This is a genomic window from Sphingobacterium gobiense, from assembly GCF_002980575.1.
Classification (GTDB): domain Bacteria; phylum Bacteroidota; class Bacteroidia; order Sphingobacteriales; family Sphingobacteriaceae; genus Sphingobacterium; species Sphingobacterium gobiense.
Genome location: NZ_PVBS01000001.1, coordinates 1241430 through 1255840 on the forward strand (window position 1 = coordinate 1241430; position 14411 = coordinate 1255840).

Annotated in this window: 11 protein-coding genes; 3 read left to right on the top strand and 8 right to left on the bottom strand. The window is 39.5% G+C overall.

Annotated elements, in window-relative coordinates:
• Positions 1–26 precede the first annotated feature (26 nt).
• From C5749_RS05365 to C5749_RS19915, 4 genes are all read right to left on the bottom strand, one after another.
• Positions 27–662: a hypothetical protein gene (locus C5749_RS05365; protein WP_146113682.1), complete on the bottom strand. Its 636-nt coding sequence runs from the start codon at positions 660–662 to the stop codon at positions 27–29.
• Between the two features lie 296 nt (positions 663–958).
• Positions 959–1444, bottom strand: coding sequence for a helix-turn-helix domain-containing protein (locus C5749_RS05370; RefSeq protein WP_181151282.1), 486 nt, complete (start codon positions 1442–1444; stop codon positions 959–961).
• A gap of 106 nt (positions 1445–1550) precedes the next feature.
• Positions 1551–1784, bottom strand: a complete 234-nt coding sequence (locus C5749_RS05375) for a hypothetical protein (protein WP_146113683.1) — start codon at positions 1782–1784, stop codon at positions 1551–1553.
• Positions 1785–1877: 93 nt separating this feature from the next.
• On the bottom strand, positions 1878–1970 hold the full coding sequence (locus tag C5749_RS19915; protein ID WP_146113721.1) for a winged helix-turn-helix transcriptional regulator: 93 nt from the start codon (positions 1968–1970) through the stop codon (positions 1878–1880).
• Positions 1971–2055: 85 nt separating this feature from the next.
• Between C5749_RS19915 and C5749_RS05380 the strand changes: the two genes are divergently transcribed.
• The 3 genes from C5749_RS05380 to C5749_RS05400 all read left to right on the top strand — a co-directional run bounded on the left by C5749_RS05380 (position 2056) and on the right by C5749_RS05400 (position 5521).
• Positions 2056–2907 carry an AraC family transcriptional regulator gene (locus C5749_RS05380; protein WP_245893629.1) on the top strand — a complete coding sequence of 284 codons (852 nt, stop codon included), beginning with the start codon at positions 2056–2058 and terminating at the stop codon, positions 2905–2907.
• 131 nt (positions 2908–3038) lie between these two features.
• The gene (locus C5749_RS05385; RefSeq protein WP_219847902.1) at positions 3039–3512 is read left to right on the top strand and encodes a VOC family protein; all 474 of its coding nucleotides are present in this window, start codon (positions 3039–3041) and stop codon (positions 3510–3512) included.
• A gap of 773 nt (positions 3513–4285) precedes the next feature.
• On the top strand, positions 4286–5521 hold the full coding sequence (locus C5749_RS05400; protein WP_105723700.1) for a YaiO family outer membrane beta-barrel protein: 1236 nt from the start codon (positions 4286–4288) through the stop codon (positions 5519–5521).
• Here C5749_RS05400 and C5749_RS05405 read toward each other — a convergent pair.
• The 4 genes from C5749_RS05405 to C5749_RS05420 all read right to left on the bottom strand — a co-directional run bounded on the left by C5749_RS05405 (position 5518) and on the right by C5749_RS05420 (position 14361).
• Positions 5518–8952, bottom strand: a complete 3435-nt coding sequence (locus C5749_RS05405) for a sulfatase-like hydrolase/transferase (protein ID WP_105723702.1) — start codon at positions 8950–8952, stop codon at positions 5518–5520. The two genes, C5749_RS05400 and C5749_RS05405, sit on opposite strands and share 4 nt — an antisense overlap.
• Entirely contained in the window at positions 8946–10016 is a 1071-nt protein-coding gene (locus tag C5749_RS05410; protein WP_146113684.1) for a HEAT repeat domain-containing protein, read from the bottom strand. The genes C5749_RS05405 and C5749_RS05410 overlap by 7 nt, the downstream gene beginning before the upstream one ends.
• 68 nt (positions 10017–10084) lie before the next feature.
• Complete coding sequence (locus tag C5749_RS05415; protein WP_105725251.1) at positions 10085–10441, bottom strand: response regulator transcription factor; 357 nt, start codon at positions 10439–10441, stop codon at positions 10085–10087.
• Between the two features lie 5 nt (positions 10442–10446).
• Positions 10447–14361, bottom strand: coding sequence for a PAS domain S-box protein (locus C5749_RS05420; RefSeq protein WP_105725249.1), 3915 nt, complete (start codon positions 14359–14361; stop codon positions 10447–10449).
• Positions 14362–14411 lie beyond the last annotated feature (50 nt).

Genomic DNA, 14411 nt, shown 5'->3' on the forward strand with positions numbered 1-14411 from the left:
CTTTCATTATTTGATGATAAAATTGTTCAAAATACTTTTCTCACGAAAAGTCCAAAGTTGCTATAGTTTGTTGCATAACGTCCGTACTGGTCAAAATTTGCGGCCAGTCCAAACTGTATACCTGAGGTGTCTATCCCTGCACGTGCATATTGATAACTCCGGCTATGTCCGTTCCGGTTCCATGTGGTCATATACTGAAAGCGGGCATATAGGTTTACAGGTCTGTTTACGGCTCCCTGATATTCAATAAAGCCCATAAGTTCGAAATTGGGGTCAGACCAGATATCCATCCTCGGGTAAACCAATACAGATGTTGTTTTCCCTTTCTGGAAATATTGGAAGAATACAGATGGTCTTACCCGATTTACGGGAGTGAAGATAGTGCCAACTCCTGATGTCCATCGTTTGCTCATCGCATACGAAAGGTAAGACTGGCTCATAATTTCATTCCCACGTTTTTTATCATAAGGTATAAGAACCGACGAGGTGTGAAAGAAACCTAAGGGCTTTTCGGCACGGAATCGTCCGCCAAACGCATGCTGATAATAGTAGCTCGAATGACCTGCACTGACTTCAACAGGTATCTGTGCTTGCATTGACAAGCACCACACGTTTAAAAACAGCAAGACCAACAAGCGATTTATCATATTCACTTTTCTCATCTTTCATTTTTTGTGTACTATTTTTGGCATGTTTCTTTGCTCACCCCACTCAACCCGTAGCATTATTTATAATTTGTTTTGTATTAAGCTGCGCTGGGAAATGGTTACAACGAAAATTATTCTTTAGATATACGACAAATAAAGTTCTTTAAACGTGACAACGCTGTCCATCCCGATATGACACGTATTTAAGCTTCATTGTACGTTTTATTTAATATAGTACAAAGATATTGAGAAGCCTAGCCTTCAATACTGTATATAATGCGGTAAAAAATGTATTTTTTTCCGTTTTTGATTTAGATCCGTGAGGATGAACACTTGGGATTTCCAACGGTATTTTTGAATTCGGTGGGTAGCTGTCCGTCATAACTTCTGAATGCACGGGAAAAATGAGAAGTATCTGTGTAGCCAAGCTGAAATGCTACCTCCTTAACAGACATATCCCGAAAGCTCAACAGGTACTTTGCTTCCTGCATAACATGAAATTCAATCCATTTTTTTGCTGAAAGTCCTGTGTATTCCACTAATATTTCGCTAAGATATTTTGGCGATATGTGCAACCGTTCCGCGTAAAAAGCGACATCTTTATTTTCCGCAAAATTCTTCGATACTAATTCTCTAAACTTTACGACCGTATGTTCTTTACCGCATAGTTCTTTTTTATTGCCTCGGTGCAGGTTCCAGAAATATTTCTGTGAAATAATCAGAATTGAATATAGTATTCCCGATACAGCTTCAGGTTTATCTGCGATTGTCCGAAGCGTGTGGAAAAGCTGTTGCATTTCCTCAAATTGATTGTCAGACAGTTGAATTACACTCTTTTCATCGGGGCAAAAGAATTCCAAAGAGTAGAAGAATGACCTATTGAAATTATTTACGAATATATCATCATAAAAGAAAAAGCGTATCATTGAGTGGGAAGCTCGTATTGAGCCATTGGCAAGTCACTCCAGGACCAATTGTTAATAAGCTTCCCTGTGTTAACTCATAGGTAGTACTACCTATTCTGATACTCGCTCCCTCGCCATAAAACAGACCGATAGTATAAAAGTAGTTTTTAAACGGATGAGTTATCTCCATGTGTTCCAAACAGGCTCTCGACGCCAAATAATAAGGCGCCATATCGCAATCATCTTTTTGTGACCTTAAATATTTGAGCAAATCAAAGTTGCCTGAATGTTTTTGTAACATATGAAAATAAAAATTAATACAGCCCTATAAATGTTTTTCAGACCAAATTCTAATTTGAAAAACGATATCATGCAAATCCCTTCCCTTTTCAGTTAAAGAGTATTCAACTGTTGAAATTTAACGAAATCAGGAAAGCAGTTTCTGCGACATGACTTGATTTAAAAGAATTTATATAAATTTACAAAAACATAAGGCAACAAACGTGAATATTGTCACGCAAATAAGAAATTTGTACCACCCTATCCAGCCGACCGTCAAAGCATCGGCCGAAAATGTTACCTATGTTGAATTCTTACCCGATATAAGGCTACAGCCCTATATCTATTGCTATTGGCAGCTTAAAACTACCCAACCGCTTCCTGAACCATTCAATTATCGTGTGGTAACCGACAGTTGCATTGATATAATTTTAGACCTCAATAACCCTGAAGAGAATTATGTGATGGGCTTTTTCAAAAAGTTTTCTGAATTTCCCTTGACTACCTCTTTTAGCTACATAGGCATTCGTTTTTTGCCGACAATGTTCCCGCAATTTTTCAAAGTAAAAGCTTCCGAGCTTAGCAATCAAATCGAGCATTTAAGTTCCATCGTTCCGCATCTTTCCGATTTTATCTCCAACCGTTTTAACGAAAAGAAATCGGCTGAAGAAGTTAGAATTATTCTTGACAATCACCTCCTTGCATTGTATGCAAAAGCACAGTTCAATGCCGATAATAGGCTGTATGCTGGCATTGAAATTATTTTGAAAAACAATGGATCAGTTGAGGTACAAAAGGATTTAAATACGGGTATCAGTCCAAGGCAGCTCCGCAGGCTTTTTGAGTTTTACATCGGCGATACTGCCAAAACATTCAGTAAAGTCGTCCGTTTTCAAAAATTTTTAAATGCACAGCCATCAATGCAAAGCCTGACGAAAAAAAAATTGTTTTTTGAGGCGGGCTATTACGATCAATCGCACTTCATTAAAGATTTCAAGGATTTTTATGGTATTACACCGGGAAAAGCATTTGAAAATACGCCGGAGAATTGCCCGAATAGGTTATTTTTTACCTGACACTTACGTTTCTTCATAGGCTGCCTTTGTATTATCGATCAAAAAAACCTGCAAAGGGTATTTTGTCCGTTTTTTCCTATTCTAAACGTTTCTATTACCCGAAATTCGTTTAGTCAAATAAATATAAAAAGATGAACCAGCTCATATTAATCATTGTAACGCTTTGTTTAGCAACAAATGTGTTTTCACAAACAAACTCTTCCTCTAAAAAAGAAATCAAGATGACACTTAATGCAGGAATTATCACAGAAAAACTGGCGGAAACTAAAGCATTTTATACCAAAACTTTAGGTTTCGGCGTGACGTTTGAAAATGAATTTTATATTTTAATGCACACGCCAAATAAGGAAGCGGAAATTAGCTTTTTACTACCGAACCATCCGAGCCAGAAACCTTTTTTTCATAAGCCATTTCAAGGACAGGGAATGTACTTAACCATCGAGGTAGAAGACGTGGATAAAATCTATCGGGAATTAAAACGAAAAGGAATCAAAATAGAAATTGACATTCGCAACGAGCCATGGGGCGACAGACATTTTGCCATCCAGGATCCTAACGGTATCGGTATAGATATTGTAAAATATTCAGCGCCTCATAAACAGTGAGATATTCACAAACCATCCGTAATTTACAACGTGAATTGCATCACACACTGCAAGATATGGCAGTTATTGTGAGAACACATTTATTAATTTTTTGAATAGAATTGAGATGAATACCTTTTTGATTATAGCGAACGTAATTGTTCTGATATCTGTAATCGTCCATATGTTTTTGGGGGATAAAGATATAAAGTCGATTATGCCCGACCTTTCAGAACACAAGAGATTTGAAAACTGGATAATGGCGAGAGGTGCATTCCACGTTGTTTCAGTGGATATATTGATGATCACTGCCGGACTTACTTTGATAAATTTCACAGACCTATTAGACCCACATCGAACAATTCTCTTACAGATTATGAGCATCTACTTTCTGTTGTATGCTGTCTTTTTCTTAATTGTGGTAACTGTATCAGGCTCACTGCCCAAAAAGTTTCTGAAACTATGCCAATGGGCGTTATTTCTAATATTAAGCGGACTAATTTATTTTGGTATCTAAATAGAGTACGAAAAAATTTCAACATCATCTATTTGCCCAGACTTTCTTCCACGGTACTAAAGCCGACTAAAAAGTCGGAATCTAGACAAAGTCATCCTCGAATTAATGACTATTCTAATACTTTCTTGCACACAAACTTTTACGAACGCCAGTTTGAGGCTCGAAGTAAAACCTACAATAAGGTTGTAGCTAATTTCTACAAACAAAATTTCAATATATTTTATATCTTCGGTATGTATTAGGCAAGAAGTTGACGATATTGTATTAAAAAATTAGAATGAAAAGATACTGCTACCTCGTATTGATATCCCTCTTACCATTGGCGATTTACGGTCAAGAAGGTCAAAGCTCGGACGATCTATTTGCCAAAGCACGTTATGCCGCTTTCGAAGAAAAAAATTATACCAGCGCCATCCAACTTGCAAAGCAGGCGCTCGAGAAATCACCAGAATATACAGACATTTCCATATTCCTTGGTCGGCTTTATACTTGGACGGAAGACGTGGCATCTGCACGACAGGTATACGAGGCGCTCGATAAAAAGAACGTGACAGATGAAGATTTTTTTGTTGCATACGGTTCTCTCGAATACTGGAACGACCACTATAAAAAAGCAATCGGTATTATAGACCGGGGGATAACCCGTCATCCTCAATCAGAGACCTTATGGCTGTTAAAAGCGAAAATACATAGCGCCGACAATGACTATGTAGAAGCAGAGAAAGCAACCTCATCGGCTTTAGAAATCGATCCAAAAAACACAGAGGCAAGGGCTATTGCTGCGAGAATTAGGGAGCTGAGTTCCAAAAACGCATTTGGCGTGACGTACAGCTTTTCGCATTTTGATAAGCAATTTGACAACGACTGGCACACAGTGGGAATCAGCTATAGAAGAATAACTCCGATAGGTTCGGTAATTGCGAGAGGGAATTATGCAAACCGGTTTGGAGAAAATGGAGCACAGTTCGAGCTAGAAGCTTATCCCCGACTCTCCAAGATGTTTTACCTGTATCTAGGTGCCGCCTATTCAGATAATGTGGGCATATTCCCCAAATACCGCACGGGAGCATCCCTGTATGCGAACCTTCCTAATAGCTTTGAAGGGGAATTGGGGTATAGACAACTTCATTTCAGCAATAATATCTGGATGTACACCGCTTCGGTTGGGAAATATTATAAAAACCTATGGTTTAATTTTCGTACTTATCTAACGCCCGACCATACAAACATCTCCCACTCGTATACCGGAACTATGCGATATTATACAAAAGGTGCTAACGACTATTTCGCTCTCCAGGTAGGAACAGGGATTAGCCCAGAAGAAAGTATAAATGCCCTTCTAGAAACGTACAACTACAAACTTAAAACGCTCAAATTTGGCGGGGAATATAATTTTTCGATAAATAAACTGAATCTGTTTTCGATAGCTGCGACTTACTACAATCAAGAATATCGTCCAGATGAAAAAGGTAATCAGTTTGATATTAGTATCGGATACATCAAAGCATTTTAGGGGTCTAATGTATTATTACTCATAAAATTGACTGTTACGGAATCCGGCATCAACATCCCCGACGAATAGAACCTAGCGTTCTTGGCCTTAAACTCGTCAAACCGTCGGTTTATTTCGTTGACGAGAGACTGATCATCAACTTGGTCTTCTGTAACGTTTGCTTTTAATACAAATAATCGATTGTCATTTAAATGATAATTATTGAAGATAAAATCACCAATCTGGTTTTTGCTTTGCATAATAGGAATACCATAGGTATTATTCCTCCGGTCCTTGGCAAAGCCTCGGCCCACCCACGCCACCGTTGACGGAGTCTTTAGTCTATAATTCTCTCTATAATACGCTAATATAGACGGCGCGATATCAAAATGGCTAGTAAGCTGAAAAAAACGTTTGGGCTCCTTCAAGAGTGGAGAATAGATGATTAAAGGTACGTGGTAACGGTCTATTTTTGTTTGAAGAGGGATCTCCGGCATACTATGATCACCTGTTATTAAGAAAATCGTATTTTTAAAGTCTGGACGTTTAGCATAGGCCTCAAAGAATGCTTTCAGGGCGTCGTCGACATTAAGCACCGAAACTAACTGTTTTTTATTTTCGAAAGCCCATTTTCGTTGTGCATCTAAAATTTGGTTGGAAGCAACCCGCTTTTGGAAAAGCTCTTCATAATACGATGTATTATTGATTAGAAAGGGATTATGGGTTGATAATGTAAGAATCAAATTAAAATAAGGTTGATTGTCTGGCTTTTGGACATCGAGCATTTTACTAAAGACCGCCTGATCTTCATATCCCCAACTTTCTCCGTTATTCTCGGGTAGCTTGCGGTAAGGAGAAGTGAAAGATTGTTCTTCAATTAAATTGTCCACTTCACTGTATTCCAAGAATGCTTTCATACGATCGAACGATGCATCCCCGCCATAATAGAAACCTGTTTCGAAGCCGTTCTTCTTTAAAACGTTGAATAAATTGAAATGTGGAGGCGTCTGTCCGATTTCCAGAAAACCATTTTTCCCAAATGGCAATGACCCAGTAAGCGTAGGTAACATCGCAAACGTGCGCCCAGACGAACTCACGTTGAATTCCCAGTACAGACTCCGGTTGGCTAAAGAATCTATAAAGGGCGTAAAATTCCCAACGTACCCTTTTGGCGAACTGTAAGCGTGCCCCAGACCCTCAATCGTTATGAAAACTAGATTGGGAATGGTTGTAGATGTATTGAAGTATTCACCAAGGAAGTCCGGTGTATCCTCATTCCTCCAAAAGGGATAAGCATCATCTAATCGATTAGGATCACTCGATATGTGCTGTGGCTTACCGAATAACCTAGATAGCTTAGGGTATTCGTTTATAAAATCATCGAGATTTGAATTTAAAAAGTAAGCTCCTTTGCTTTTTGATGCATTCTGCTCAAAATCACTCGTGTAGCGCCCTGCAGGAAAAATATCTGGCGAGACGAAGAGCATAAGAAAACCGAGACATAAAAATGCTAGACCAATATACCACGACCGATGAGCCTGCTTTACGGCAATCCAAAACGGAAGCAATGTGCCGGCTATTAAAATAACCATCAGTGCGATATTCTTCGCACTCAACATGCCGCTGGTCTGCAGAATCTGCTTCATTTCCTCGGCGCTATAGTAACGCACGTCTGCTCCCAGCATATTATGCGACTCGGCGAAATACAGAAAAAATATATACTGTGTCAATACCACCAGCGTACATAGCGTGACCGTAATTATTTTTGCCCATGATTCCTTAATTAAGTTCAGAATCATGTACAGGATTCCTATGCCAAATATTAATTGAAACAGGAATACAAGGTTATTGAACAGTAAGTTTTTAGCCAATAAAGAGCCGTCGAATTGTTTAAAATTGTATGTATACCAAAGCCACTCTGCTGCTATCGAAAGCAAAAACAATCCCAAAAACATCACGGAGAAGGCTCCCCATTTTTTAAGACTGTACGTTAGTTTTCTAGCTATTCGCAATTTCCAAGGAAGGTGTTCTATTGTCTGGTTGAATCCCTGTCTGGTCATTTCGCCCCAGCTATGCGATTTTTTGAAATAGTCAATAAATCCCATCACACCTGCCTTTACCACAATTGGATGAAAGTAAATCGGTTCAAGAATCGCTGCCGCAACTAATGTCAAAGAGTCTTTTCTCTTAGTATACACCTGCTTACTCAAGAAATCAACCCAGATGGCGTATATGGAATATAGGATACCGGCAGAAATCACTAAGGCGAACAATATGATAAAGAAAGGCCAATTGACAATTCCAAATAACAGGAAAATTAGAAAAATAATATAGCCTGAAAACTCTACTAAAGGGCCCAAAAACTCGAAAAAAAACCAATACGGGAGGCTGATCATCCCCAATTTTCCATACCTCGGATTAAACATTAATTTCCGATGCTTCCATAACGTTTCCATGGTGCCACGCATCCAACGATTGCGCTGTTTGCTTAAAATCTCTTTAGTTTCAGGCACCTCGGTCCAACACAGAGGATCAGGAATATTCACCACTTCGTACGGCTCTTTCCGTTCTTCCATGTATCTTCTCATACGAACAACGAGTTCCATATCTTCTCCTACCGTGTCCTTGTCGTATCCCCCGCATGCTAATACGATCTTCCGATCAAATGCACCGAATGCGCCTGATATTAAAATTAATCCCGAGGCACGAGACCATGCCATACGTCCTAATACGAAAGCTCTTATGTACTCTAAAGCTTGCATTCTTCCGAGCCACGATTTTGGAACGTTAACTTCGGTTATTTTGCCATTTTCTATTTTGCAGCTATTCGCCAGACGTATGACACCTCCGCAAGCGATGACTTTCTTATCGGTTTGTTCTAGAAAAGGTTTTGCCAACTTAAGGATAGCATCTTGCTCCAGAATACAATCGACATCGATACATACCACGTAGTCGCCAGAAGAAATATTGATCCCCACATTTAGGGCATCCGCCTTGCCCCCATTTTCTTTATCAATAACAGTTAGTTTTCGGAACGCGGGATTTTTACTTTTATAAACACCTTTTATCGTTTTGGTTTCCAACTGTCCTTGTACAAAAAATGAGATACGTTCTAACTCGTAGGCCGTAATAAGCTTCTGCATCGAATCGTCTTTACTCCCATCATTCACAATAATGATCTCCAGATTATGATAATACAGCGAAAGCAACGATCGTACGTTTTCAACAATAGTCTTCCCTTCGTTATATGCCGGAGCGATAAGGCTGAATACCGGGGTATCGGAGCTGGTCGCAATTATGCTGTAATCCGTAAACGTATTTTGATGCCTATATCTTATTATTGCTCCCAAGGCGTAAACTCCCATCCAGGTGTACACCAAAAAAACGCCTACGCCATAAAGCAAGAATAGCCAAATGACAATTTCGTATACAATGTGTGAGAATTCTAGCATAATCTTTCTCCTAATGCATGTTTAATAATTTGAACTAGCCGATCTGGAGACGTCTTATCACCAGAAATCGCCAATAGATCATCTTTAGCGCCGAGAGAGACAAGGGCTTCCGCAGCAGCTAACTTAACGTCGGCACGCGGGTGGTTAAGCAGTTGGAATCTGAAGAAATCACAACAACGTTTGTCATCAGATCGCTTCAGTGTCTTCATTATTTGCAACTGTAATTCAGCCGGTTGGTTCCCATAATCGTCCGTCAGATGCGTAACGGTGTCGATATTCTCCAAAGACTGCAACGTGCGAACTGCCTGCAGACGGATATCAATCGACGTATGTGTCAACAGCTCCCTCACGTGCTCGTAAACGGAAAATACCTGAAATTTCCGAAGCAACCTCAAGGTAAAAACTACGACGGAAGTGTTTCGGCTTTTTAACCAACCAATGGCAGGTGCGATACTATCCTCAGGAATAGTTTTCAAGGAACGTAATAAACGCAACTGCTGCCAATCTGAAATTGTATAGGAGAATTCATTCAAAAATGAGAGACCATCAAAACCTTTAAATACTACCATCGCGTATTGTGCTTCCTGATATACCTGGGAGGATGGATACTTAAGAAAAACACTGATCTGTGGCAGGTATACAGCCATCTCCATTACGGTAAGTTCCTGAATACCAACCGCAATGAGATGGGCCTTTTTTTTCTTCAATTTTTGAAGGGCTTCTATTTGTAGATTATAGTCTATAAATAGCTGCTGAATCGTCTGCTGTGCGCTTCCCGAAAATTTCTTTTTCGAGGCAACTAATTTTTCTAAAAATAAGTATCTAAAAGGAGACTTCTTGGAATAAAGGTCAAACATCTCATCGGACGACCTTTCCTCGTGCGAATAAACGATCGCATCCGCTATCTTATTCTCGATCATTACAGACCATTCCCGCATATGTCTTGATACGGTATGCTGGTAAAGCACATAAGAAAGGAGGACGCCGATCAGTACTAAAACCAAAAACAATATGCCTAAAAAGATCAAAAACAGATCGTGTATCGAAACATATAAAAACATCATCTTCTTTAGTATATAGCGGGAGTTCTATCGCTCCTCTCCTTTAATCTACCTTCGGTAATATCATTTCTTCATTTGGGAATAAGTCTCTTGATTCGGAGTATAAGTTCCGTCGGACTAAAAGGTTTAACCATAAAATCCGAAGCACCTAAATCAAACGCATTCAATACCACGTCCTCCTGTCCAAGACTAGAAAGCATAATGACGGGTATATTTCTTCCTACTGATCGGATAGCGGAAAGTATCTCGGTACCGGAAGCGAAGGGCATCATAATATCCGAGATAACCAAATCCACATTAGTATCCCTTATTCTATCAATAGCATCTTTGCCGTTACGGGTAACGATAACCTCGTACCCCTCTTTCAACAGCTTATGCTCTATTGTTTTTAAAATTAGTTCATCATCTTCAGCAATCAAGATCAACATACCCATTATTTTTTGTTCATTTGACTAATTATCGTTAAAGCTATATCGATTTCGCTTCTCATTTCTTCTTCCATCTTGGAATAATCCATATGTTCATCGATGCTGCTCTCCCACTCCGTAGTTAGACGCGCTAACCTAGTTAGACCCACCGTTCCGGAGGTGCCTCTAAGTTTATGCAGAAACATCTTTACGGCTTCCCTATCTTTTTTTTCGGATAGTTCTTTCATTTGAGCGCTAGCGTTACCGAGTTCCTGAATAACCAAGTTAAAAAATATAATTTTAAAATCGTCATCATCTCCTATCTGTTCTTGGAGCTTATTCATATCAAGGTGGGCTCCTACTTCAATCGCTTCTGACACAACATTGTTATTATCAGCAGAGATATGTTTTTTGAGCATTTGAAACAGGTCTGTCTGCCTAAGCGGCTTCGGTAAAAAATCAGTCATTCCTGCTTCCAAACACTTCTCCTTCTCTCCCGCTATATTTCCAGCCGTTATTCCGATGATAGGAATATCGGAATAACGCGCTAATAAACGAATTTGTTTTGTAGCTTCTATACCATCCATAATGGGCATCTGGACGTCCATCAAAATCAAATCGAAATACCGTTCTCTACATTTTTGTAGAGCCTGTTCTCCATCATGGACCTCAACTAGCTCCGCACTTGGCATCAAAGCATTCATCATTTTTTGATTAAGCGCCATATTTACCGGATTATCGTCAGCAATTAATACCGTCCAAGGATACGCAAACGCCAACAGTTCATTATCCTTCTGTACGTTTGGTTTTACGGATTCCCGATCAGTATAACGCGTAACGTTTTTTAATGTTCTATACAAATCCTCAGATTTAATCGGTTTTAGTAGACGATACGACTTTTCGTCTTGCTGGAAAGAGGAAAGAACTTCATGTTCCTCGGAGGAGGTATGAAGTACGATAAACGGGATCTCTTCTTCCTGTTTCGTAAATAGTTGCTTAATCTTTTCGATGGTTTCCACCCCAGATAGAATGGGCATATGATAATCCATTAAAATAATATCAAATCGTTCACCTTTCATGAGAAGCTGAATAGCTTCTAAGCCGTTCACTACGGATGTTGATTGCACATTTTTATAGGCCAGCATATGTTCAAGAATAATCCGATTGTTTTTATTATCATCTACAATTAACGCGCGGTGTACCTCAAGCTCTCCTTGCTCGTCCGAATAATCCGCAAACTCGTAGGGAACATCTATATCAAAGTAAAAAACTGATCCTGTGCCTACTTCGCTTTCAAGAGAAAGCCCACTGTCCATATATTGTAAAATATTATTGGATATTGTAAGTCCCAGGCCCGTGCCCCCATATTTTTTACTTACAGAGCTGTCTTCCTGCGTAAAAGCATCGAATATACGTTGCTGTTTTTCGGTAGTAATCCCTATTCCAGTATCTCTAACCGAAAAACGCAAGGTGATTGTTTTATCGTTACTTTTTAATTTACGAATTTTGAATTCGATTTCTCCCTGATCGGTAAACTTCACCGCATTGCCTAATAAATTAATAAGGACCTGTTTAATTCGAGCCTCGTCTATCCAAATTATTTTGGGTAAGCCCAGCTCTATGTCGAGAAGTAACTCGAGGCTCTTTTGTTGCGCCTGATAACGGATTACATTAACAACATGGCTAGCGAGATCGTAAACATTGTACCGCTCGATGAAAAGTTCCAATTTTCCGGACTCTATCTTGGCGAAGTCCAAAATATCGTTAATAATGCTCAATAGTGTATTTCCCGATTCGTTAATATAGCTCAAATATTGTGCTTGTACCTCCGTTAGCGGGGTTTTTAGTAATAGATCAGAAAACCCAATTACCCCATTTAACGGCGTCCTGATTTCGTGGCTCATATTGGCTAAGAATTCGGATTTCGCCTTGCTGGCTAGATCAGCCAATTCTTTAGCTTTCTTTAGTTCTCGGTTTACTTTAACAAGACCGGTTATATTCTGCATAAAAACGATCACCCCTCCAATAGTATCGTCCGAGAAATGCCAAGGCCTAATTTCCCAGTTAAAGTGTTGAGGTTCATCGACTCCTGCTATTTCAAAGACTTGATCTTCATTGCTAAATGATTCTCCTTTTAATGCTGCTGTATATAGCTTCTTCCGTTCCTCTGTTATCTGTGGATGTATCGAATATAAGTTTTTTCCCACCACTTCCACACCATCCAGCCTTAGTTCATTCAACCATCTCTTACTTACGGAAACATAATCTAAATTTCTGTCCAACATGGCTACAGCGGCCGGAACATAGTTTACGAAAGATCGAAGCATCGCTTCTTTTTTTTCCAGTTCCAGATATGTATTTTTTGTCGCATCGATATCTTGAATAATACCATAGATCCTTGTACACACTCCTTCCTCAAATTCTGGAATACCCTTCACCCTGACCCAGATAAGGGTTCCGTCATTTCTTTGAAGCTGCAGTTCTTCATCATAAGGTACTCCTTCCTCGACAGCCTCTGAAAATAAATTTCGTATTTTTTTCTTACTCTCTTCTGTGTAGAAGCCAACTGCTGTTTCAAAATCAGGTTGGAACGTATTGCTTACCCGGTGGATAGCCCTCGTAGAATCTGACCAAAATACCCTATTAGTCTTAAGATTGATATCCCATCCCCCCACTTGGGCTACCAAATTCGTCTGCTCTAAAATTTCTTTGGTCTTTAGTAGGTCTTTTTCAAGCCGTATACGTTCTGTCATGTTCAATGCTGTACTCACTACGTAAGGATTGCCGTTTTCATCAGCTTCCAGCATACTATAATACATCCAGAAAATATCTTCACCATCTTTCGCACGTAAAATCATCGTCCCAGAGTCTTCTTTTTTAGTTCTCATCCGGACGATATACTGTTCTAGCAAATCCAAGTGCTGTGGAGGAACGAGTTGCCGTAAATTCAAGTCGATCACTTCATCTTCGGAATACTTCAATACCTCCCTCCCCTTTTTATTGACCGCTATAATATTACCTTGCAGATCGTGCATGCTCATTAAACCTATCGCATTTTCAAAGAAATTCCTGAATCTGCGCTCAGAGTCCTCCAACTTGTGACGTTCTTCAACCTCCTTTGTAATATTTCTGCCGAAACAAAGAATTTCTGTTTTTCTACTGTTTTGTCTGAAAGACCATTCCAACACGACGCTATCGCCATCTTTAATCATCGTCTTTGTTGTAAGCGAAACGCCTTTGGGAAATTTATCCAGATCTTGAAGCAAACTATCCAATTCTTCGAAATTGTTTGGCTCCAAAAGCTTTAATATACCGATACCTACAACATCATTCTTTGATGTTTGGAAGATTTCCTCGAATGCTGGGTTGATTTCTTTAACACGGTGATTGGTATCCAAAACGCATATGATATTGTCGGTAATGGTAAACGTTTCGGAGAAATATTCTGCTTCTGTCTGTCTCCTTTTAGCCACTAGAAGTTTAGTTACGGCTTTCCCTAGTTTTCTTAATGACTCAATTTGCTTATCATTGATTTTCTTGGGCACGTAATCTATCACACAGATTGTTCCTAAAACGTAGCCTTGTTCTTCGACCAAAGGGACGCCTGCATAAAACCGGATATTTCCGTCTCGTATAATTGGATTAGAACTCGACCGCTCATCAAGAAACGTGTCTTCAATAATGAGAACATCGTGACTCATTATCGTATACTGGCAAATCGTATCCCGCCGAGGTACAGCGTCCATCGAGAGGCCCACACAGCTTTGAATACGTTGCGTTTCAAGTTCCATTATAGAGATAATCGACGCCGGGCAATCTGTTATTAGACATGCAGCTTCGGCAAAAACATCCAAATCGTGATCTTTGCTTACGTTCAACAAGTCGTAGAATTCAAGCCGATTCAGCCGTTCTTCTTCATTTTTAATAGGGTAGATAGCCATATGTAGTCCGATTATAATGGAATTGCACTTCATCAATATGCTTGATCAAG